This window comes from Burkholderia sp. BCC1644, assembly GCF_902833225.1.
Lineage (GTDB): Bacteria > Pseudomonadota > Gammaproteobacteria > Burkholderiales > Burkholderiaceae > Burkholderia.
Genome location: NZ_CADFEI010000004.1, coordinates 1 through 18,828, shown reverse-complemented (window position 1 = coordinate 18,828; position 18,828 = coordinate 1). Strand labels below are relative to the sequence as shown.

Below are 18,828 nucleotides of genomic sequence, written 5' to 3'. Positions count from 1 at the left end.
GCGGGTTCCTTCGGCCGCGAGGGCGGCCGTACCCGCCAATTTTAGCAAGCGTGGTGAGGAAGCTCCGGCAACGGCGCCGAAAACCCTGCCAGCGTGTCGCCGCGATCGCGCATCCCGTGTGCGCACATCAGCCGGTAGAGCGTGACACGCGACACGCCGAGCTCACGCGCGGCATCCGCGAAACGGCCGCGGTGGCGCAGCAGCGCCTGCTCGATCGCCTGCCGCTCGGCCGCTTCCCGCGCCTCCAGCAGCGACACGGGCGCAAGCGTCGCGAAGTCGTTCAGCTCGAGATCGGCCGCGGTGATCATCCGGCCCTCCGACATCACGATCGCACGGCGCACGCGATTGATCAGCTCGCGCACGTTGCCCGGCCACGAATAGCCGTACAGCGACGCGACCGCGTCAGGCGAAAAACCGCGCAGGCGGCGATGTGCATCGCCCTTGAAACGCTCGAGCATGTGGCGCGCGAGCACCTCGATGTCCTTGCCGCGCGCGCGCAGCGGCGGCTCCTCGATCTTCAGCACGCACAGGCGATGGAACAGGTCCTCGCGGAACCGCCCTTCGCGCAACGCGACTTCCATGTCTACGTGCGTCGCGCAGATCACGCGCACGTCGACGGGCACCGACACATGCGCGCCGAGCCGCTCGATCTTGCCTTCCTGCAGGAAGCGCAGCAGGCTTGCCTGGCTTTCCAGCGGCAGATCGCCGATCTCGTCGAGAAACAGCGTGCCGCCGTTGGCGGCCTCGACGCGGCCGATCTTGCGCTGGTTCGCACCGGTGAACGCGCCACGCTCATAGCCGAACAGTTCGGCCTGCAGCAGCGTCGACGGAATCGCCCCGCAATTGATCGCGATGAACGGCGCCTGCGTGCGCGACGAACGCTCGTGAATCGCGACCGCCGTCAGTTCCTTGCCGGTACCCGATTCGCCGGAGATGAACACCGGTGCATCGGTCGCCGCGACGCGGCGGATCGTCCTGAAGAGCCCGAGCATCGCATCGCAGGTACCGACCATCTCGCCTTCGCTGCGCCCGGCGCCGACGGGCGGCGCAACGGGTTCGGTCAGCGCGACCATGCCGTGCGCATGACCGACGGTCTCGACGATCCGCGACGTCTCGTACGGCATCGTCACATAGTCGAAGCAATAGTCGCGAATGAGATGGCGCAACGTCGCGTCCTGCAACTGGCCGCGACGCGTCGCGGCGATCCAGCCGATGTGCTGGATGCTCAGGCAGGATTCGAGTTCGCGCAGGTCCGAGGGCTTGAAGCCCGGCGAGAAATCGAGCAGGCCGGCGGTTGCCACACCGTGCTGCACGACGCGCCGTACGTCGCGTACGGTCTCCGCGAGATCGACGCGCCAGCCGCATTCGTCGAAATGGCCGCGCAACGCGTCGTTCGGTTCGCGCGAATAGTAGATCACGTGCCGCTGATCGGCTCCCATATGCTCACCCCGTTCATCAACCGTCTAACGATTGCCGCGCACGTCAGGTCTCGTGCGAAAAGGATCGAATCGGGTCAGCCAGAGGTGGCTCGATTCGCCATGCCGATGCTCGGCAACGACAAAGCCTCGCATGATGGCGCTTATCTTGCGTCCAGTTATATTTTGGTCAAGACAGCTTAGTTATAGGCACCGAATACGACAAACCCGTTTCAGCGCCGACGGCGATGCGGCCCGATCGCTCAGGAGGTCGATGCAAGTCAATCATCTGCACATAGCACATGCGCAGCGAAGTGTTCATTCATCAACACACGGGCCGATTTTCATCCTTGAAGCGTATCGATTGAATCCGCAGTATTCCCAAGCCCCCTCGTTTCAGGCCTGAAACATTTTCAGGCTTTTTCGGCCACAATTCGCAACGCTTGAGCGCGAATCGCCGTCGCGACAACGGTCCCGGCACGGTGGCATGTATTTCGCTGAATACGTAAACGACCGGAGACAGCAACCATGCGCAAACATCTTTTACTTTCTTTCGTGCCGATAGCGCTTGCGCTCTCGGCCGCCGGCCCGCCTGCGCCGGCCCGCGCGGATGAAATCGCAAAACCGGATCGCGCGATACTGCTGGCCGAAAACGCACCGAGCCTGCAGCACGGCAACGGTTTCGGCATCGTGACCGTGTCGGCACCGCAACCGCTGCCAACCGGCAAGGCGACCGTCACGCTGTGGGACGAGATCCCGCCACCGCCCCAACTCCCGATGCCGCTTCCGGTACCGCAATCCGGTGACGCGCAGCACGCAATGGAAGGCCATGCGCAGAGCAATACGCGCCAGTGAGCGTGCGCCGGCCCATTCAATAAGGATTGCGTATTGATTTGACGATTCGAGCAGGCCGGACGGCACCGATCCGTGCCGACATCGCCGCTCCCGCAACACGAAAAGGTTTTGTGCTCCGTCCCCCGGCGGGCACTCTTTTTATTCGGTCCGTCGCCGCGACGCAATGCCTCGAGCGTCGCGGCGCGCAGCACGCGAAAGCCGATGCGCGCCGCCGTTCCGGTAGAATCGGCGCCATTCCGGTTTTCCTCTTCCCCGACCTTCATGACGACGTTGACCCTGATCGTCGCGCGTGCCCGCAACGGCATCATCGGCCGCGACAACCAGTTGCCCTGGAAACTTCCCGAGGATCTCGCGTTCTTCAAGCGCACGACGATGGGCGCGCCGATCGTGATGGGCCGCAAGACCCACGAATCGATCGGCCGGCCGCTGCCCGGCCGCCGCAATATCGTCGTCACGCGCGACGCAGCGCGGCGCTTCGACGGCTGCGACACGGTCACGTCGCTCGCCGATGCGCTGACGCTCGCCGCGCACGACGGCGTGCCCGAGGCATTCCTGATCGGCGGTGCGCAACTCTATGCGGAAGGCCTCACGCTCGCCGACAAGCTGGTCGTCACCGAGATCGATGCCGACTTCGACGGCGATGCGTCGTTCCCCGCACCCGACGCCGCACACTGGCAGGAAGTGTCGCGCGATGCGCACCAGGCTGCCGCGCCGAACACGTTCGGCTATGCGTTCGTCGTCTACGCGCGCAAGCGCGGCTGACGCGCTTCGCAGTCACGCACGATGAAAAAAGCCCGACCGGCTTGCGCCGGTCGGGCTTTTTCGTTGGATCGCGGCTGACGCCGCGCGTCGCTTACTGCCCTGCGATCGTCATCTGCTCGATCAGCACCGAGCCCGTTTCCTTCGTGCCGCGCACGATCGAATCGGCACCGATCGCGACGATGTGCCGGAACATTTCCTGCAGCGTGCTCGCGACGGTGATTTCCTCGACCGGATACTGGATCACGCCGTTCTCCACCCAGAAACCTGCCGCGCCGCGCGAATAGTCGCCCGTCACGTAGTTCACGCCCTGCCCCATCAGCTCGGTCAGCAGCAGGCCCGTGCCGAGCTTCTTCAGCATTGCTTCGAAGTCGTCTCCCGCCTGCGTGTTCGAGCTGCGCAGCGCGAGGTTGTGCGAACCGCCCGCGTTACCGGTGGTCTGCGTGCCGAGCTTGCGTGCCGAATACGTCGACAGGAAGTAGCCTTCGACGACACCGTCCTTCACGACGCTGCGCGCGCGCGTACGCACGCCTTCCTCGTCGAACGGTGCGCTGCCCATCGCGCGCGGTACGTGCGGATCCTCGACGACCTGGATATGCGGTGCGAACACCGGCTTGCCGAGGCTGTCGACGAGGAACGACGTCTTGCGGTACAGCGCGCCGCCGCTCACGGCCTGCACGAATGCGCCGAGCAGGCCGGCCGCGAGCGGCGCCTCGAACAGCACGGGCACCTTGCGGGTGTCGAGACGGCGTGCCCCCATCCGCGCGAGTGCGCGCTCGGCCGCGTAACGGCCGACCGCTTCGGGTGCCGCGAGATCGATCGCGCTGCGCTTCGACGAATACCAGTCGTCGCGCTGCATGTGACGGCCGCTGCCCGCGATCGGCGCGCAGGCGATGTAGTGGCGCGAGTACGGGTAGCCGGACAGGAAGCCGCGCGACGTCGCAAGCACGAACTGCGAATGCTGCGCCGACACGCTCGCGCCTTCCGAATTGCGGATCTGCGGGCTGACCGCGAATGCGGCATCTTCCGAACGGCGGGCCAGCTCGACGGCCTCGTCGGCCGTCAGCGCCCACGGGTGGTACAGATCGAGGTCGCGCGGGTCGGTTTCGAGCAGCTCGGACTCGGCGAGGCCGGCTGCTTCATCCTCGGCCGTGAAGCGTGCGATGTTGTACGCGGCCGCGACGGTATCCTTGATCGCGGCCGGCGAGAAATCGGACGTGCTTGCGTTGCCGCGCTTCTTGCCGATGAACACGGTCACGCCGACCATCTTGTCGCGGTTGTGCTCGATCGTTTCGACTTCGCCGCGGCGCACCGACACCGACAGGCCGTCGCCTTCGGAGATTTCGGTCGCGGCGTCCGACGCGCCGAGTGCCTTCGCATGGCGAAGGATGTCCGACGCGATTTCTTTGAGCTGGTCCTGCGTGTGCGGGAAATAGCGCGCTTGTACGTCGAGATTGGCTGCCATCGTCTTGGTATCCGGTGGCGGGCGGGCGCCCGCATGGTCAAAATGTTGCGTATCCCGCGATCATAGCAAGGTCCGGGGCCGGACACAGACAAGCTTGGGGTGTCCGCGCCGCGATACAATGCCGCCCATGACACGCAAAACCCGAATCCAGCCGATCGAGCATGCCGTCGAAGACGACGACAACGGCTACGATCGCCCCAGCAAATCCCAGTTGAAGCGCGAGATGCACGAGTTGCAGGTGCTCGGCCAGGCGCTCGTCGATCTGCCGAAAGACGCCCTCAAGCGCATGCCGATGCCCGAAAGCCTTGCGGACGCCGTCCGTGAGGCACGCCGGATCACCGATCACGAAGGCAAGCGCCGCCAGCTCCAGTACGTCGGCCGCGTGATGCGCTCGCTGACCGACGACGAAACGGCCGCGCTGCGCACCGCGCTCGACGCGCAACGCGGCGTGAACAAGGCCGCGACGGCCCGCCTGCACTGGATCGAGCGTACGCGCGACCAGTTGCTCGCCAGCGACGACGCGCTGACCGAATTCCTGCGCCAGCACCCGGACGCAGACATCCAGGAAGGCCGCACGCTGATCCGCAACGCCCGCAAGGAAGCGCAGCAAGGCAAGCCGCCGCGCTATTTCCGCGAGTTGTTCCAGTGGATCAAGACCTCGAGCGGCACGCCCGACGCGGCTGACGACGCGCCGGACGACACCGAAGACGACCATGACGACGAAGCGTAATCACCCGGACGAGCTGATCGTCGGCCTCGTGTCGATCAGCGACCGCGCGAGCACGGGTGTCTACGAAGACAAGGGTATTCCGGCACTGCAGGAATGGCTCGCCGGTACGCTGGTCTCGCCGTGGCGCGCCGAAACGCGCCTGATCCAGGACGATGCGCCCACGATCTCCGCCACGCTCGCCGAGCTCGTCGACGTCGCGGGGTGCGACCTCGTGCTGACGACCGGCGGCACGGGCCCCGCGCGCCGTGACGTGACGCCCGAGGCCACGCTGGCCGTGGCGACGAAGGAAATGCCGGGATTTGGCGAGCAGATGCGGCAGATCAGCCTGAATTTCGTGCCGACCGCGATCCTGTCGCGGCAGGTCGCGGTGATCCGCGAGACGGCCGACCATGCGGCGCTGATCATCAACCTGCCCGGCCAGCCGAAGTCGATCCGGGAAACGCTCGAAGGGCTGCGCGACGCCGACGGCAAGTCGACCGTGCCCGGCATCTTCGCCGCGGTGCCCTACTGCATCGACCTGATCGGCGGCCCGTACATCGAGACCGACGCCGCGGTGGTCGCGGCGTTCCGGCCGAAAAGCGCGCGGCGCTGAGCGCTTGCCGGGCGCCGAACGCGTGCCGGCCCGCTCAGGCGGCCGGCGCGGACTCGCCTGCCGGCGCCGACGCGGCCGGAATCAGGAAATGCTCGCGGTAGTACTTCAGCTCGTCGATCGACTCGTGGATGTCCGCGAGCGCCGTATGCATCGCACGCTTCTGGAAACCCTTGTAGATCGCGGGCTGCCAGCGGCGGCACAGCTCCTTGAGCGTGCTGACGTCGAGATTGCGGTAGTGGAAGAACCGCTCGAATTCCGGCATCCAGCGCGCCATGAAGCGGCGGTCCTGGCAGATCGAGTTGCCGCACATCGGCGACTTGCCGGGCGACACGTACTGCGCGAGGAACGCCTGCAGTTGCGCGGCGGCGTCCGCCTCGGTCACGGTCGATGCGCGCACGCGGTCGATCAGGCCCGAGCGGCCGTGCGTCGACTTGTTCCAGTCGTCCATCTTCGCAAGCGTTTCGTCGCTCTGGTGGATCGCGAACACGGGGCCTTCGACCGCGATATCGAGCGTGGAATTGGTCACGACGACCGCGATCTCGATGATGCGGTCGTTATCCGGGTCGAGGCCCGTCATCTCCATATCGAGCCAGACGAGGTTCAACTCGTTGCGCACGAGCGCGGGCTGGCTGGCGGAAGCGGCGGTATCGGTCATGAATCATCCTGGAAAATGGCGGACGGCGCGCGGCGCCGCCCGGACGGCCGGCATCGCATCAGCGGGGCCGGTCCGCAAGAACATATAATTCTCGCATAGAACCCTTTGGCGCCTTCGATGTCACCCTTTTCGTTCACCCTGCTGTTCGCGATCGCCGTACTCGCGATGGTCGTCACCAAGCTGTGGCTCGCGTCGCGGCAGATCCGCTTCGTCGCGGCGCACCGCAACGGCGTGCCCGCGCAGTTCAGCGCGACCATCCCGCTGACCGCCCACCAGCGTGCGGCCGACTATACGGTCGAGCGCACCCGGCTGACGATGCTCGAGATCGTCGTCAGTGCGGCCGTGCTGGTCGGCCTGACGCTGCTCGGCGGCGTCGGCGCGCTCGACACGCTGCTGACCGGCTGGCTCGGCCGCGGCTACGGGCAGCAGGTCGCGCTCGTCGCCGCGGTGCTCGTGATCACGAGCGTGATCGACGTCCCGTTCGAGTACTACCGCCAGTTCGGGATCGAGCAGCGGTTCGGCTTCAACCGGATGACGAAACGGCTGTTTTTCACCGACATGCTGAAAAACTCGCTGCTCGGCGCCGCGCTCGGCCTGCCGCTGCTGTTCGTCGTGCTGTGGCTGATGAACCAGGCCGGCAGCCTGTGGTGGCTGTGGACCTGGATCGTCTGGGTCGCGTTCCAGATGCTCGTGCTGCTGATCTACCCGACCTTCATCGCACCGATCTTCAACAAATTCGAGCCGCTGAAGGACGACGTGCTGCGCTCGCGCATCGAGTCGCTGATGAAGCGCTGCGGCTTCGCGGCAAAGGGACTGTTCGTGATGGACGGCAGCCGCCGCTCCGCGCACGGCAACGCGTACTTCACGGGCTTCGGTGCATCGAAGCGCATCGTGTTCTTCGACACGCTGCTCGCGCGCCTGTCCGGCCAGGAAATCGAGGCCGTGCTCGCGCACGAACTCGGCCATTTCAAGCGCCGCCACGTGATGAAACGGATGCTCGTGTCGTTCGTGCTGAGCCTCCTGCTGCTCGCGCTGCTCGGCTGGCTCGCGCAACGCACGTGGTTCTATACCGGGCTCGGCGTCATACCGTCGCTCGACACCAGCAACGCCGGCGCCGCGCTCGTGCTGTTCTTCCTCGCGATTCCGGTATTCCTGTTCTTCGCGACGCCGTTCAGCAGCCTCACGTCGCGCAAGCACGAATTCGAGGCCGACGCGTTCGCGGCCAGCCAGACCGACGCACAGGATCTCGTCAGTGCGCTCGTGAAACTCTACGAGGACAACGCGTCGACGCTGACGCCCGACCCCGTCTACACGGCCTTCTACTACTCGCATCCGCCTGCTTCGCAGCGGATCGACCGCCTGCTGCAACACGCATGAGCCGCCCGACTTCCCGCAAGCCGGCCCCGCGCGCGTCGAGCGCGCAACGGGTCGAAGGCCGCGTGATCGCGGCGCACGGGCGCCACTATATCGTCGCGCCCGACGACGGCGGTCCGATGCTGCAGTGCTTCCCGCGCGGCAAGAAGAGCGACATCGCGGTCGGCGACCGCGTCGTGTACGAACTCGCCTCGGCCGACCAGGGCGTGATCGTCGAGATCGGCGAACGGCGCAACCTGCTGTACCGCTCCGACCAGTTCAAGTCGAAGCTGTTCGCGGCCAACCTCGACCAGTTGCTGATCGTGCTCGCGACCGAGCCCTATTTCAGCGAGGACCTGCTCGGCCGCGCGCTGATCGCCGCCGAGGCGAACGAGCTGAAGCCGCTGGTCGTGCTGAACAAGATCGACGTCGAGGCCGCGCTGCCGGTCGCGCGCGAACGCCTCGCGCCATACCGCGCACTCGGCTACGACGTACTCGAGCTGTCGGTGAAGGGCTCACCCGACGACGCGCGCGCGCAACTGATGCCGCGCCTCGCCGGTCATTCGACGATCCTGCTCGGCCAGTCCGGGATGGGCAAGTCGACGCTGGTGAACCTGCTCGTTCCCGATGCCGAAGCCGCGACGCGCGAGATCTCGGCCGCGCTCAACAGTGGCCGCCACACGACGACGTTCACGCGCCTCTACCCGCTGGAAGGCGGCGGTGCACTGATCGATTCGCCCGGCTTCCAGGAATTCGGCCTCTACCACTTGACGGAAGGCCGTCTCGAACGTGCGTTTCCGGAGTTCCGGCCGCTGCTCGCGGACTGCCGTTTCTATAATTGTCATCATCTGCACGAGCCCGGCTGCGCGATTCTCGAAGCCGTCGCCGACGGCCGCATCGGGCCGACGCGGCATGCGCTGTACGCGCAGCTCGTGCACGAGGCGAGCCAGATCGTCCGCTAAGCGCGACATGCGCGCGGCGCCGGCCGGCACGCTGCGGGCCGGCCTTCACCGACAGGAGCCGCGATGCGCTTCAAGGCACCCAATCTCGCGACCGCGCAGCATTGGGCCAACGTGCTTCGGGTGGCCGGCATCGGTTGCGAGCTGCACAACTGCTACGCGACGGGCGCGCTCGGCGGCCTGCCGGCCGATGCGTGCTCGCCCGAGCTGTGGCTCGACGACGAACGCGACGACGCACTCGCGCGCCGGCTCCTCGATGCCGCATCGCACGGGCCGTCGGCCGGCGCAGCACCATGGCGTTGCCGGCAGTGCGGCGAAGCGCTTGAAGCGCAATTCACCGCGTGCTGGCAGTGCGGTGCCGTGCGCGACCCGCGCGACGATTGACCCCACAGCAAAAAGGCCGGCATCGAGCCGGCCTTTTCTTTCATCGAATCCTGCACTGCTTCGTTACGACACCCAGACGGCAAGCGTCAGCATCAGCAGCAGGATCATCCACAGGATCACCGCGCGCCAGACGAGGCCGACCGCCGATTGCAGCGTACGCGGCGTGCAATCGTCGCCGACCGTCAACGGACCGCTGTCGCCGACCGCCAGCGCATCGAGGCTCGACGGTTCCGCAAGCGGCCCCGCGAGACGTGCGCCGAGCGCCCCGCTGCCGGCTGCCAGCAGCACGCCGTCGTTCGGATCGGGCCACTGGCGCGTGTGATTGCGCCAAGCGTAGATCGCATCCTCGAAATTGCCGACGATCGCGAAGCCGAGTGCGGTCAGTCGCGCGGGAATCCAGTCGATCACGAAGAACGCGCGCTGCGCGAACGTCGAGAACGCGGCCGTGCGGTCGTCGCCCGGCGTCGACCAGCTGCGCGCGAGATATTCGGAAATCCGGTACAGCACGGCACCGGCCGGGCCGATCGGCAGCACATACCAGAAGAACACGCCGAACACGTGGCGATGCGATGCGACAACCGCGTGAATCAGCGTATGGCGGACGATTTCGCCGACCGGCATGTCGACCGTATCGATGCCCGTCCACTCATGGAGGATTTCGCGCGCACGCGGCACGTCGTCGTTGTTGAGCGCGAGGTGGATATCGGTGAAGTAATGGCTGAACTGGCGGAAGCCGAGCGTGAAATACACGACGACGACGTTCCACAGGAACGCGAGCACGAAGCTCACCTTGTACAGCAGGAAATAGATCAGCGCGACGATCAGCACCCACGGCAGCACGACCGCGAGCCATGCGAGGATGCCGTGCTTCTGCTTGCCGGCGTCGAGGCCATGCGCAACGGTTTCCGCATGAAACTGGAACAACGCAAACACCGGATTGCTCGGTGATAACGCGCGGACCTGTTCGATGATGAGTGCGAGGAGAACCGAAAAGAAAGTCATGCGTGGCGCCGTCTTCGGAGTTATGTCATTTTTCGCATAACGATAGCACAGCGTAAGCCCCGCATGGCTGCCGGCGCGGTCGCCCGGCGGCCGGCCGCGCGCGCCGGCCGGTGCATGCGCCTAGCCGGCGGCCAAGAAGCGGTAGAGATTGCGAAACATGCCGGCAGTTGCGCCCCAGATGAAGTAATGCCCGCCCGGTTCGCCATTCGGATAGGGCATCGCAAAAAAACGACGCTCGCCGCCTTCCCAACGGAACACGCGGACCTGGTGGTTTGCTGGATTCATCAGGAACGCGAGCGGCACTTCGAAAATCTCGGCGACTTCGAACGTATCGGCCTGCACGGTGAACGGCGGATGCACGAGGCCGACCACCGGCGCCACGCAGAAGCCCGTGCCGGTCAGGTAGTCGGGCAGCGCACCGAGAATCTCGACACGTTCGTCGGCCAGCCCGATCTCTTCCTTCGCCTCGCGCAACGCGGTGGCCGTTGCATCGCGATCGAACGGCTCGCGACGGCCGCCTGGGAAGCTGATCTGCCCTGCATGGTCGTTCAGGTGGTCGGCGCGCTGGGTCAGCAGCACGGTCAGGCCCGGCTCGCGGACGACGAGCGGCATGAGGACGGCCGCGCTACGCGGATCGACGCCCTCCTGAAGCCTCGCCTCGCCGGGCTCGACACTCCATTCGAGCGTGCGCGCGAAACGTTCGCGCAAGCCGGACGGCGTCATCAGCCGGGGATCGATAACAGGCAGGCCGGCACCGGTGCCTTCGACCGGCAGGACTTCGGGATCGATGATGGGGCGGCGATTCAATGGGGCTCTCGGGTTCGTGTCGTATCGAGCATATTGTCGCGCCAGAATGAAAAAAGCACCCGGGTGGGTGCTTTTTCCTTACAGCTCTTACTCTTGGGAAGCTGCTGCGGCGCGATCCTTCGACACCAGCTTTTCCTTGATACGAGCCGACTTGCCCGAACGCTCGCGCAGGTAGTACAGCTTCGCACGACGCACATCACCGCGACGCTTCACGACGATGCTTGCCAGCAGCGGCGAGTACGTCTGGAACGTACGCTCGACGCCTTCGCCCGACGAGATCTTGCGGACGATGAAGTTCGAGTTCAGACCACGGCTGCGAATCGCGATCACGACGCCTTCGTAAGCCTGAACGCGCTTGCGGGTACCTTCAACCACGTTCACGTTCACGATCACCGTGTCGCCCGGGGCGAATTCGGGGATCGTCTTGCCGGCGAGCGCGCGCTCGATTTCTTCCTGCTCAAGTTTTTCGATCAGATTCATGACTGACTCCTTATGCCATCGTGTCGGCGTTGGCACCCGCCTGCTTCCAGGCCTGGCCCCGATAGAGGATGGATTCACATCAGGCACCGCACACGCATGCACGGCACCGCCAATTCCCGCCCGCGCAGCCGCCTCAGGAGGCGTTCTTCGCTTCGCGTGCGAGGTTCGCAAGCCACGCCTCGTCGGCACGGCTCAACAACTTCTCGCGGCGCGCCCGGACGATCAGGTCCGGCCGCTTCCGCAACGTATTCCGCAATGCTTCCTGCCGCCGCCACCGCTCGATCTCGGCATGATGCCCGCCGAGCAGCACGTCCGGCACGCGCACGCCATCGTATTCCTCCGGGCGCGTGTAGTGCGGACAATCGAGCAGCCCGTCGGCGAAACTGTCCTGCACGGCCGACAGCGAATCGTTCAGCACGCCGGGCAGCAACCGCACGACGGCATCCATCATCGCCATCGCCGGCAACTCTCCGCCGGACAGGACAAAATCGCCGAGGCTGATTTCCTCGTCGACGCACCGATCGAGCAGGCGCTGGTCGATCGCTTCATAGCGACCACACAGCACGACGACACCGGGTTCCTGCGCCATCCGCACCGCGCGATCGTGCGTGAGCGGTGCACCTTGCGGCGACATCATCACGACACGCGTGCTCGCGATGCCCTGTTCCGCCTGCGCCGCTTTCGCGGCATCGATCGCGGCTTCGAGCGGCCTGGCCAGCATCACCATGCCCGGACCGCCGCCGTACGGACGATCGTCGACCGTGCGGTAGTTATCCGTCGTGAAATCACGCGGGTTCCAGGTGCGCAACCCGAAGCGCCCTTGCTTGACGGCCCGGCTGGTGATCCCCCAGTCGGTCAGTGCACGGAACATCTCGGGGAAGAGCGTGACGACGTCGAACTGCACCGCGCTCTCGGTAACCTGGTTCATTTCAGTAATCGGCTTCCCAGTCGACGACGATGCGACGCGCCGCCTGGTCCACCGTTTTGACGTATACGCCGACGAACGGAATCAACCGCTCGTCGGTGGTCGGCTGACCGTCTTTGCCAGTCGCCGGATACTCGACACGCATGATCGAATGCACGCCATTGTCGATCATCCCGCTCACCTTCCCGAGCGCCACCGATTGCTCGTTGACGACGTCGAGACCGATCAGGTCGACCCAATAGAATTCGTCCGCGGCCAATGCCGGGAAATCTTCCCGACGCACGAACACGCGAAAGCCGCGCATGGCCAGCGCGGCATCGCGGTCGCTCACGCCCTCGAGTTGCGCAACGACAGTGTCGCTGTGCGTCTTCGACTGCATGATGCGGACGGAAAGCCGCTCCGCGCCGCGCTCCAGCCACCAGCGCCGCGCCTTGAGCAGCGCATCGCCGCCGCGACCGGCGTCGGCGTGTGCCGCCACCTTGACCCAGCCCTTCAGGCCATAGGCGTCGACTACCGCCCCGACCTCGACGGCATCGTCGGGCCAGGCTTGCGTCGCTTCGAGACCACCTTGCTCGGCAGCCTCACCGGCGCTCGCGACAACGTCGCGCTCGACCGGCTTGCGGACGAATGCGCCAAACGACGCACGCCCGCGCCTTGCATTACCGGAATCGTGACCCGCCATCAATGCACCTCACAGCCGGCACGACCGGCACACCGTGCCATGTTAGGCAGCCGGTTGCGCCTTTTGCGCTTCCTTCACGAGACGCTGGACGGTCGGCGACAGTTGCGCGCCCACGCCTTGCCAGTACGTCAGGCGATCCTGAGCGATACGCAGCGATTCGCCCTTCGTGGCGACCGGGTTGTAGAAGCCGACGCGCTCGATGAAGCGGCCGTCACGACGGTTGCGCGAATCGGTAGCGACGATGTTGTAGAACGGGCGCTTCTTCGAGCCGCCACGAGCCAGACGGATGATAACCATATGATGTCCTTCGGAAAACCGGGTTCGAAACTACTGAAACACGCGATTATAGCCGGAAACCAGAGGTACAACAAACACTTACGCGCAAAAAATCCGCGGACGGCCTGTCGGGCAGGCATACAATCGTCGTGTCCAGGACGTTCCCCACCGTCATGCCGCCCCTTCGCGCCGCCTCGACGCGCCGCGCGCAGCACCGTTTCACGGCGCTGCTTGCCGGCCTTGCCTGCCTCGCGTCCGCACCGGTGTTTGCCGCGCCGTTGCCGGTGAGCGAACTCGTCGTCCCGCCCGGCTTCCACGTGGAAATCCTGACCGACGCAGTACCGGCCGCGCGCGAAATGGCCTGGTCGCCGCGCGGCATCCTGTATGTCGGCACACGGGAAGGCCGCGTGCATGCGTTCGTGATGCACGAGGGCCGGATCGGCGCGCGCTACGTGATCGCGTCCGGGCTCGACATGCCCGTCGGCGTCGCCTACCGCGATGGCGCCCTCTATATATCCGCCGTATCGCGCATCCTGCGCGTCGATCATGTCGACGACCGGCTCGCCAACCCGCCCGCCCCCGTCGTCGTGACCGACGCGCTGCCGACCGAACACCATCACGGGTGGAAATTCATCGCGTTCGGCCCCGACGGCAAGCTGTACGTGCCGACCGGCGCACCGTGCAACGTCTGTCTCGCCGATCGCAGCCGCTACGCGATCATCGCGCGGATGAAGCCGGACGGCAGCGGAAACGAGGTAGTCGCACGCGGCGTGCGCAATACGGTCGGCTTCGCATGGCACCCCGATTCGGGCGAGCTGTGGTTTACCGACAACGGGCGCGACATGATGGGCGACGACGTGCCCGACGACAAGCTGAACCGTGCCCCGCGCGCCGGGCTCGACTTCGGCTTTCCTTATTGTCATGGCGGCGATACGCCCGACCCCGAATTCGGCAGTGCCGACGTGTGCCGCCGCTACGTACCGCCCGTATTGAAGCTCGGCGCGCACGTTGCCGCGCTCGGCATGCGCTTCTATACCGGGCCGATGTTTCCGGCGTCGTATCGCAATAACGCGTTCATTGCCGAACACGGCTCGTGGAACCGCAGCACGAAGGTCGGCTACCGCGTGATGCGTGTGGTCGTGTCGGCGGATGGCAGCCAGGCGCGCCAGACGCCATTCGTCACGGGCTGGCTGCGGCCCGACGGCGCGGTATGGGGACGCCCGGCCGACGTACTGCCGCTACCGGACGGCTCGCTGCTCGTCAGCGATGATTACGCCGGCGCCATCTACCGCGTGACCTATGCGGCACCTTGACGCAGGCAAGGGGTGACCGGGCCTGACCGAGCATCGTAGAATGCGTGCCGGGCCGCGCGCCCGCGCCGGCCCGCCGGCCGCCCATGCCAACGACAATACGCCGCCATCCATGTCCAGCAGCACCGCACCGTCCCGCCGCTTCCGCTCCAAGACGCTCACCGCCGCCCTCGCGTTCCTGTTCGGATCGCTCGGCGCGCACCGCTTCTATCTGTATGGCATTCGCGACGTGTACGGCTGGGCACACCTCCTTGCGACGATCGTCGGCATCCCGGGCTTCCTTCTGCTCGCGGCGACCCAACGCAGTGCCGGCCTCGGCTGGTGGCTCGCGCTACCCGGCGCGATCTCGCTGCTGGCGGCATTCCTCGCCGCACTCGTCTACGGGCTGCGCCCCGACGAGAAATGGGATGCGCAATTCAACGCGGACACCGGCAAGCACAGCAAGTCGGGCTGGACCGTGATCTTCGTCGTGATCTTCTCGCTGCTGATCGGCGCGTTCCTGCTGATGACCGCACTCGCGCTGTCGTTCCAGACGTATTTCGAATCGCAGGTCGAAGCCGCGAAGCAGATTTCGCAGTAAGCGCAACGAACACGGCACCGGCGCCTTGCGCCCGGTGCCGACACGCGACAGCGTTGTTCGCGTGTCAGAACAGGTTCAACTGCATGTCGTCGCGCGGCTTCGCGCCGACCGAACGCACGGCAACACGCGGCGCCGGCGCAACCGTGGCCGGCGCACCGCTAAACTGCGACAGATCGAGAATGCCATTCGTGCGCTCGTTCAGCCCGAGCCGCTTGACGGCCTGGCGAAAGCGCTGCCGCAACAGATCGGCCCAGATCCCCTCGCCCTTCATCCGTTTCGAGAAATCCGAGTCGTAGTCCTTGCCGCCGCGCATGTCGCGCACGCGGTTCATCACGCGCTCCGCACGATCGGGAAAATGCGCGGCGAGCCAGTTCTTGAACAGCGGCGAGACCTCCCACGGCAGCCGCAGGATGATGTAGCTCGCATGCGTCGCCCCGGCTTCCACGCACGCTTCGAGCACGCGCTCCATGTCGGGCTCGGTCACGAACGGGATCACTGGCGCAATGCTCACGCCGACCGGCACGCCTGCATCGCGCAGCGCGCGGATCGTGCGCAGCCGCCGCGCCGGCGTGGCCGCGCGTGGCTCGAGCGTGCGAGCGAGATCGGCATCGAGTGTCGTGATCGTGACCGCCGCCATCACCTGCCCGCGCTCGGCCATCGGCGCGAGCAGGTCGAGATCGCGCTCGATCAGCGACGACTTCGTGATCGCCGCGAACGGCAACCCGCGATCGTGCATCACCTGGATCACGCTGCGCGTGATGCGCAGGTCGCGCTCGACCGGCTGGTACGCGTCGGTGTTGACGCCGAGCGCGATCGGCTCCGGCACGTAGCGCTTGCGCGAAATCTCGCGCTCGAGCAGCTCGGCCGCGTTGACCTTCGCGTAGATGCGGCTTTCGAAATCGAGCCCCGGCGACAGGCCGAGATAGCTGTGCGTCGGCCGCGCGAAGCAGTAGATGCAACCGTGCTCGCAGCCGCGATACGGATTGAGCGATACGCTGAACGGAATATCGGGCGACTGGTTGCGCGTCAGGATGCTCTTCGCGCGCTCCTCGAACACCTGCGTGCGCAGCGGCGCGGGGAAGTCGGCATCATCCGACTCGTGCGTCCAGCCGTCGTCGACCGCTTCGCGCTGCGCGATTTCATACCGCCCCGGCAGGTTGTCGACCGCCCCGCGCCCCTTGCGGGGCACGGGCGGCGCTACCGGAAATTCGTTGTCGGATCGATCGTCCATGTGCCCACCCATTCGCCTGCGCCCAATACTGTACATTTATACAGTATTGGGCGCAGCGTGCCAAGAGCGGGATACGGGGTCCGACAACGGGCCGCCGGCGCGTCACTCATCGACGGCGATCGTCAGCGTTTCCTTGATTTCTTCCATCACGACGTAGCTCTTCGACTGCACGGCGCCCGGCAACTGCAGCAGGATGTCGCCGAGCAGCTTCCGGTAGTCGGCCATCTCGCCGATCCGCGCCTTGATCAGGTAGTCGAAATCACCGGACACGAGATGGCATTCGAGCACCTCGTCGATCTTCATCACTTCCCGGCGGAATTGCTCGAACATGTTGCCGCCCTTGTGGCCGAGCGTGATCTCGACGAACACCAGCAGCGAGGCCCCCAGCTGGTGGGGATCGACGCGCGCGTGATAGCCGGTGATCACGCCATCCCGCTCCATGCGCCGCACACGCTCGATGCACGGCGTGACGGTCAGTCCGACCTGTTCCGCGAGGTCCTTCATCGCCATCCGGCCGTCGTCCTGGAGCAGTTTCAGGATGCGCCGGTCGAGCTTGTCGAGCGAGCGTACGGGCTGACGTTGCGTTCTCATTTGTTTATGCTGAAAACCTGAAAAATACGATAACAAAACCTGCACATTCGACAATACCATAGCGCAAAAAACTAGATCAGCTAGAGGTTACACGGAGCCGCACATGCGCCCCGCCTCGACCTGGTCCCTTCCATCTGGAGCAGCTATGCGAGTCGTCATTCTGGGCAGTGGTGTGGTGGGCGTGGCAAGCGCGTATTACCTTGCACGCGCGGGCCATGAAGTCACCGTGATCGACCGGGAAGCCGGCCCGGCGCTCGAGACGAGCTTCGCGAATGCAGGCCAGATCTCGCCCGGCTATGCCGCACCGTGGGCCGCGCCCGGCGTGCCGCTGAAGGCCGTCAAGTGGATGTTCGAAAAGCATGCGCCGCTCGCGATCCGCCTCGACGGCACGCGCTTCCAGCTCCAGTGGATGTACCAGATGCTGCGCAACTGCACGGCCGAGCGCTATGCAGTCAACAAGGGCCGCATGGTCCGCCTCGCCGAATACAGCCGCGACTGCCTGCAGGCGCTGCGCGCCGATACCGGTATCGAATACGAAGGCCGCACGGGCGGCACGCTGCAGCTGTTCCGCACGCAGCAGCAGCTCGACGGCGCGGCGAAGGACATCGCCGTGCTGCAGGAAGCGAACGTGCCGTTCGAACTGCTGTCGCCGGCCGAGCTGAAGCATGCCGAACCGGCGCTCGCGGCCGTCTCGCACAAGCTGACGGGCGGCCTGCGCCTGCCGGGCGACGAAACGGGCGACTGCCAGCTGTTCACGACGCGCCTTGCCGCGCTCGCCGAATCGCTCGGCGTCAAGTTCCGCTACAACACGCCGATCGACGCGCTCGCGATCGCGGGCGGCAAGATCGCCGGCGTGCAGTGCGGCAGCGAGACGGTGCGTGCCGACGCGTACGTCGTCGCGCTCGGCTCGTATTCGACGAACTTCATCTCGAACCTGATGAAGATCCCCGTCTATCCGCTGAAGGGCTATTCGATCACCGCGCCGATCGTCAACGAAGCGGCCGCGCCCGTGTCGACCGTGCTCGACGAAACCTACAAGATCGCGATCACGCGTTTCGACCAGCGCATCCGCGTCGGCGGCATGGCGGAAATCGTCGGCTTCGACAAGAAGCTGCGCGCCGCGCGTCGCGAAACGCTCGAAATGTGCGTGAACGACCTGTTCCCGGGCGGCGGCGACACGTCGAAGGCCACGTTCTGGACGGGCCTGCGCCCGATGACGCCGGACGGCACGCCGATCGTCGGCCGCACGCCGGTGTCGAACCTGTTCCTGAACACCGGCCACGGCACGCTCGGTTGGACGATGTCGTGCGGCTCGGGCCAGCTGCTCGCGGACCTGATCTCGGGCAAGATGCCCGCGATCCAGGCCGACGACCTGTCGGTGCATCGCTACCTGAAGGACGTGCCCGGCCAGACGCGCCCGGCCTACGCGTAAGCCGCGACGGCCTGCAACGCGGGCCGGTCGGTTTCAAACAGAAAGGCGCCCCTCGGGGCGCCTTTTTTCATTTCGCGATAGTGTTGCGCGCGGTCAGAACTGGTCTTCCGTCAACGCGAGCACGCCCTCGTTGCCCTTCGTGCCGACGATCGACGCTTCGAGCGCTCCGGCCTGCACGAGAATGTGCTCCGCATAGCATTGCGCGATCGCGATCTTCGCGTCGAAGAACGCCGGGTCGCTCGCGCGGTTCGCCTGCGCCGCCACCAGCGCGCGCGCCATCTGCCAACCGCACAGCACCACGCCCGCCAGCTTCAGGTACGGCACGCTGCCCGCGAACACCGCGTT

General features: G+C 65.9%; 22 protein-coding genes. 10 read left to right on the top strand and 12 right to left on the bottom strand.

The window, feature by feature from the left end:
* Nucleotides 1-41 precede the first annotated feature (41 nt).
* Complete coding sequence (locus tag HWX87_RS08890) at nt 42-1,439, bottom strand: sigma-54 dependent transcriptional regulator (RefSeq protein WP_176046812.1); 1,398 nt, start codon at nt 1,437-1,439, stop codon at nt 42-44.
* Nucleotides 1,440-1,943: 504 nt separating this feature from the next.
* Between HWX87_RS08890 and HWX87_RS08885 the strand changes: the two genes are divergently transcribed.
* Together HWX87_RS08885 and HWX87_RS08880 are read left to right on the top strand one after the other, a co-directional pair.
* Nucleotides 1,944-2,270: a hypothetical protein gene (locus tag HWX87_RS08885; RefSeq protein WP_176046811.1), complete on the top strand. Its 327-nt coding sequence runs from the start codon at nt 1,944-1,946 to the stop codon at nt 2,268-2,270.
* Between the two features lie 261 nt (nt 2,271-2,531).
* A complete protein-coding gene (locus HWX87_RS08880; RefSeq protein WP_176046810.1) occupies nt 2,532-3,032 on the top strand; it encodes a dihydrofolate reductase in 501 nt (166 codons plus the stop codon).
* Between the two features lie 91 nt (nt 3,033-3,123).
* Here HWX87_RS08880 and pmbA read toward each other — a convergent pair whose 3' ends face one another.
* Nucleotides 3,124-4,494 (bottom strand): metalloprotease PmbA, encoded by a 1,371-nt coding sequence (pmbA, locus tag HWX87_RS08875; protein ID WP_176046809.1) that lies wholly within the window; start codon nt 4,492-4,494, stop codon nt 3,124-3,126.
* Nucleotides 4,495-4,621: 127 nt separating this feature from the next.
* Between pmbA and yjgA the strand changes: the two genes are divergently transcribed.
* Both yjgA and mog read left to right on the top strand, forming a co-directional pair.
* The gene (gene yjgA, locus HWX87_RS08870) at nt 4,622-5,224 is read left to right on the top strand and encodes a ribosome biogenesis factor YjgA (RefSeq protein ID WP_279612956.1); all 603 of its coding nucleotides are present in this window, start codon (nt 4,622-4,624) and stop codon (nt 5,222-5,224) included.
* Nucleotides 5,208-5,816, top strand: coding sequence for a molybdopterin adenylyltransferase (gene mog, locus HWX87_RS08865; protein WP_176046807.1), 609 nt, complete (start codon nt 5,208-5,210; stop codon nt 5,814-5,816). Before yjgA ends, mog begins: the two co-directional genes overlap by 17 nt.
* Before the next feature lie 34 nt (nt 5,817-5,850).
* Here mog and orn read toward each other — a convergent pair whose 3' ends face one another.
* Nucleotides 5,851-6,471: an oligoribonuclease gene (gene orn / locus HWX87_RS08860; protein WP_057928086.1), complete on the bottom strand. Its 621-nt coding sequence runs from the start codon at nt 6,469-6,471 to the stop codon at nt 5,851-5,853.
* A gap of 117 nt (nt 6,472-6,588) precedes the next feature.
* Here orn and HWX87_RS08855 point away from each other — a divergent pair, with 117 nt between their 5' ends.
* The 3 genes from HWX87_RS08855 (at nt 6,589) to HWX87_RS08845 (ending at nt 9,167) form a co-directional block, all read left to right on the top strand.
* Nucleotides 6,589-7,848, top strand: coding sequence for a M48 family metallopeptidase (locus HWX87_RS08855; RefSeq protein ID WP_176046806.1), 1,260 nt, complete (start codon nt 6,589-6,591; stop codon nt 7,846-7,848).
* Nucleotides 7,845-8,786: a ribosome small subunit-dependent GTPase A gene (rsgA, locus tag HWX87_RS08850; RefSeq protein WP_176046805.1), complete on the top strand. Its 942-nt coding sequence runs from the start codon at nt 7,845-7,847 to the stop codon at nt 8,784-8,786. Before HWX87_RS08855 ends, rsgA begins: the two co-directional genes overlap by 4 nt.
* A gap of 63 nt (nt 8,787-8,849) precedes the next feature.
* The gene (locus HWX87_RS08845) at nt 8,850-9,167 is read left to right on the top strand and encodes a DUF2007 domain-containing protein (RefSeq protein ID WP_176046804.1); all 318 of its coding nucleotides are present in this window, start codon (nt 8,850-8,852) and stop codon (nt 9,165-9,167) included.
* A gap of 63 nt (nt 9,168-9,230) precedes the next feature.
* Here HWX87_RS08845 and HWX87_RS08840 read toward each other — a convergent pair whose 3' ends face one another.
* The 6 genes from HWX87_RS08840 to rpsP all read right to left on the bottom strand — a co-directional run bounded on the left by HWX87_RS08840 (nt 9,231) and on the right by rpsP (nt 13,360).
* The gene (locus HWX87_RS08840; RefSeq protein ID WP_176046803.1) at nt 9,231-10,169 is read right to left on the bottom strand and encodes a CobD/CbiB family protein; all 939 of its coding nucleotides are present in this window, start codon (nt 10,167-10,169) and stop codon (nt 9,231-9,233) included.
* A gap of 120 nt (nt 10,170-10,289) precedes the next feature.
* Nucleotides 10,290-10,976, bottom strand: coding sequence for a CoA pyrophosphatase (locus HWX87_RS08835; RefSeq protein WP_176046802.1), 687 nt, complete (start codon nt 10,974-10,976; stop codon nt 10,290-10,292).
* An 87-nt stretch (nt 10,977-11,063) separates the two neighbouring features.
* Nucleotides 11,064-11,456, bottom strand: a complete 393-nt coding sequence (gene rplS / locus HWX87_RS08830; RefSeq protein ID WP_174915607.1) for a 50S ribosomal protein L19 — start codon at nt 11,454-11,456, stop codon at nt 11,064-11,066.
* Nucleotides 11,457-11,589: 133 nt separating this feature from the next.
* Nucleotides 11,590-12,384, bottom strand: coding sequence for a tRNA (guanosine(37)-N1)-methyltransferase TrmD (gene trmD / locus HWX87_RS08825; RefSeq protein ID WP_043181891.1), 795 nt, complete (start codon nt 12,382-12,384; stop codon nt 11,590-11,592).
* Nucleotide 12,385: 1 nt separating this feature from the next.
* Complete coding sequence (gene rimM / locus HWX87_RS08820; protein WP_176046801.1) at nt 12,386-13,063, bottom strand: ribosome maturation factor RimM; 678 nt, start codon at nt 13,061-13,063, stop codon at nt 12,386-12,388.
* A gap of 42 nt (nt 13,064-13,105) precedes the next feature.
* Nucleotides 13,106-13,360, bottom strand: coding sequence for a 30S ribosomal protein S16 (rpsP, locus tag HWX87_RS08815; RefSeq protein ID WP_006476550.1), 255 nt, complete (start codon nt 13,358-13,360; stop codon nt 13,106-13,108).
* 152 nt (nt 13,361-13,512) lie between these two features.
* On the opposite strand from rpsP, the gene HWX87_RS08810 reads away from it, so the two are divergent.
* Complete coding sequence (locus HWX87_RS08810) at nt 13,513-14,652, top strand: PQQ-dependent sugar dehydrogenase (RefSeq protein ID WP_176046800.1); 1,140 nt, start codon at nt 13,513-13,515, stop codon at nt 14,650-14,652.
* A gap of 109 nt (nt 14,653-14,761) precedes the next feature.
* On the top strand, nt 14,762-15,229 hold the full coding sequence (locus HWX87_RS08805) for a TM2 domain-containing protein (protein ID WP_176046799.1): 468 nt from the start codon (nt 14,762-14,764) through the stop codon (nt 15,227-15,229).
* Nucleotides 15,230-15,293: 64 nt separating this feature from the next.
* Here HWX87_RS08805 and HWX87_RS08800 read toward each other — a convergent pair whose 3' ends face one another.
* Nucleotides 15,294-16,472, bottom strand: coding sequence for a PA0069 family radical SAM protein (locus tag HWX87_RS08800; RefSeq protein ID WP_176046798.1), 1,179 nt, complete (start codon nt 16,470-16,472; stop codon nt 15,294-15,296).
* Between the two features lie 90 nt (nt 16,473-16,562).
* Nucleotides 16,563-17,051 (bottom strand): Lrp/AsnC ligand binding domain-containing protein, encoded by a 489-nt coding sequence (locus HWX87_RS08795; protein WP_176046797.1) that lies wholly within the window; start codon nt 17,049-17,051, stop codon nt 16,563-16,565.
* A gap of 145 nt (nt 17,052-17,196) precedes the next feature.
* Between HWX87_RS08795 and HWX87_RS08790 the strand changes: the two genes are divergently transcribed.
* Entirely contained in the window at nt 17,197-18,483 is a 1,287-nt protein-coding gene (locus HWX87_RS08790) for a D-amino acid dehydrogenase (RefSeq protein ID WP_176046796.1), read from the top strand.
* A gap of 93 nt (nt 18,484-18,576) precedes the next feature.
* On the opposite strand, the gene HWX87_RS08785 is transcribed toward HWX87_RS08790, so the two are convergent.
* On the bottom strand, nt 18,577-18,828 hold a 252-nt coding region (locus tag HWX87_RS08785; RefSeq protein WP_176046795.1), incomplete at its 5' end, for an acyl-CoA dehydrogenase C-terminal domain-containing protein.

Coding starts and splice junctions, on each gene's coding strand:
- HWX87_RS08890 (WP_176046812.1), bottom strand. CDS start 1,439: ATGGGAGCCGATCAGCGGCACGTGATCTACTATTCGCGCGAACCGAAC.
- HWX87_RS08885 (WP_176046811.1), top strand. CDS start 1,944: ATGCGCAAACATCTTTTACTTTCTTTCGTGCCGATAGCGCTTGCGCTC.
- HWX87_RS08880 (WP_176046810.1), top strand. CDS start 2,532: ATGACGACGTTGACCCTGATCGTCGCGCGTGCCCGCAACGGCATCATC.
- pmbA (WP_176046809.1), bottom strand. CDS start 4,494: ATGGCAGCCAATCTCGACGTACAAGCGCGCTATTTCCCGCACACGCAG.
- yjgA (WP_279612956.1), top strand. CDS start 4,622: ATGACACGCAAAACCCGAATCCAGCCGATCGAGCATGCCGTCGAAGAC.
- mog (WP_176046807.1), top strand. CDS start 5,208: ATGACGACGAAGCGTAATCACCCGGACGAGCTGATCGTCGGCCTCGTG.
- orn (WP_057928086.1), bottom strand. CDS start 6,471: ATGACCGATACCGCCGCTTCCGCCAGCCAGCCCGCGCTCGTGCGCAAC.
- HWX87_RS08855 (WP_176046806.1), top strand. CDS start 6,589: ATGTCACCCTTTTCGTTCACCCTGCTGTTCGCGATCGCCGTACTCGCG.
- rsgA (WP_176046805.1), top strand. CDS start 7,845: ATGAGCCGCCCGACTTCCCGCAAGCCGGCCCCGCGCGCGTCGAGCGCG.
- HWX87_RS08845 (WP_176046804.1), top strand. CDS start 8,850: ATGCGCTTCAAGGCACCCAATCTCGCGACCGCGCAGCATTGGGCCAAC.
- HWX87_RS08840 (WP_176046803.1), bottom strand. CDS start 10,169: ATGACTTTCTTTTCGGTTCTCCTCGCACTCATCATCGAACAGGTCCGC.
- rplS (WP_174915607.1), bottom strand. CDS start 11,456: ATGAATCTGATCGAAAAACTTGAGCAGGAAGAAATCGAGCGCGCGCTC.
- trmD (WP_043181891.1), bottom strand. CDS start 12,384: ATGAACCAGGTTACCGAGAGCGCGGTGCAGTTCGACGTCGTCACGCTC.
- rimM (WP_176046801.1), bottom strand. CDS start 13,063: ATGGCGGGTCACGATTCCGGTAATGCAAGGCGCGGGCGTGCGTCGTTT.
- rpsP (WP_006476550.1), bottom strand. CDS start 13,360: ATGGTTATCATCCGTCTGGCTCGTGGCGGCTCGAAGAAGCGCCCGTTC.
- HWX87_RS08810 (WP_176046800.1), top strand. CDS start 13,513: ATGCCGCCCCTTCGCGCCGCCTCGACGCGCCGCGCGCAGCACCGTTTC.
- HWX87_RS08805 (WP_176046799.1), top strand. CDS start 14,762: ATGTCCAGCAGCACCGCACCGTCCCGCCGCTTCCGCTCCAAGACGCTC.
- HWX87_RS08800 (WP_176046798.1), bottom strand. CDS start 16,472: ATGGGTGGGCACATGGACGATCGATCCGACAACGAATTTCCGGTAGCG.
- HWX87_RS08795 (WP_176046797.1), bottom strand. CDS start 17,051: ATGAGAACGCAACGTCAGCCCGTACGCTCGCTCGACAAGCTCGACCGG.
- HWX87_RS08790 (WP_176046796.1), top strand. CDS start 17,197: ATGCGAGTCGTCATTCTGGGCAGTGGTGTGGTGGGCGTGGCAAGCGCG.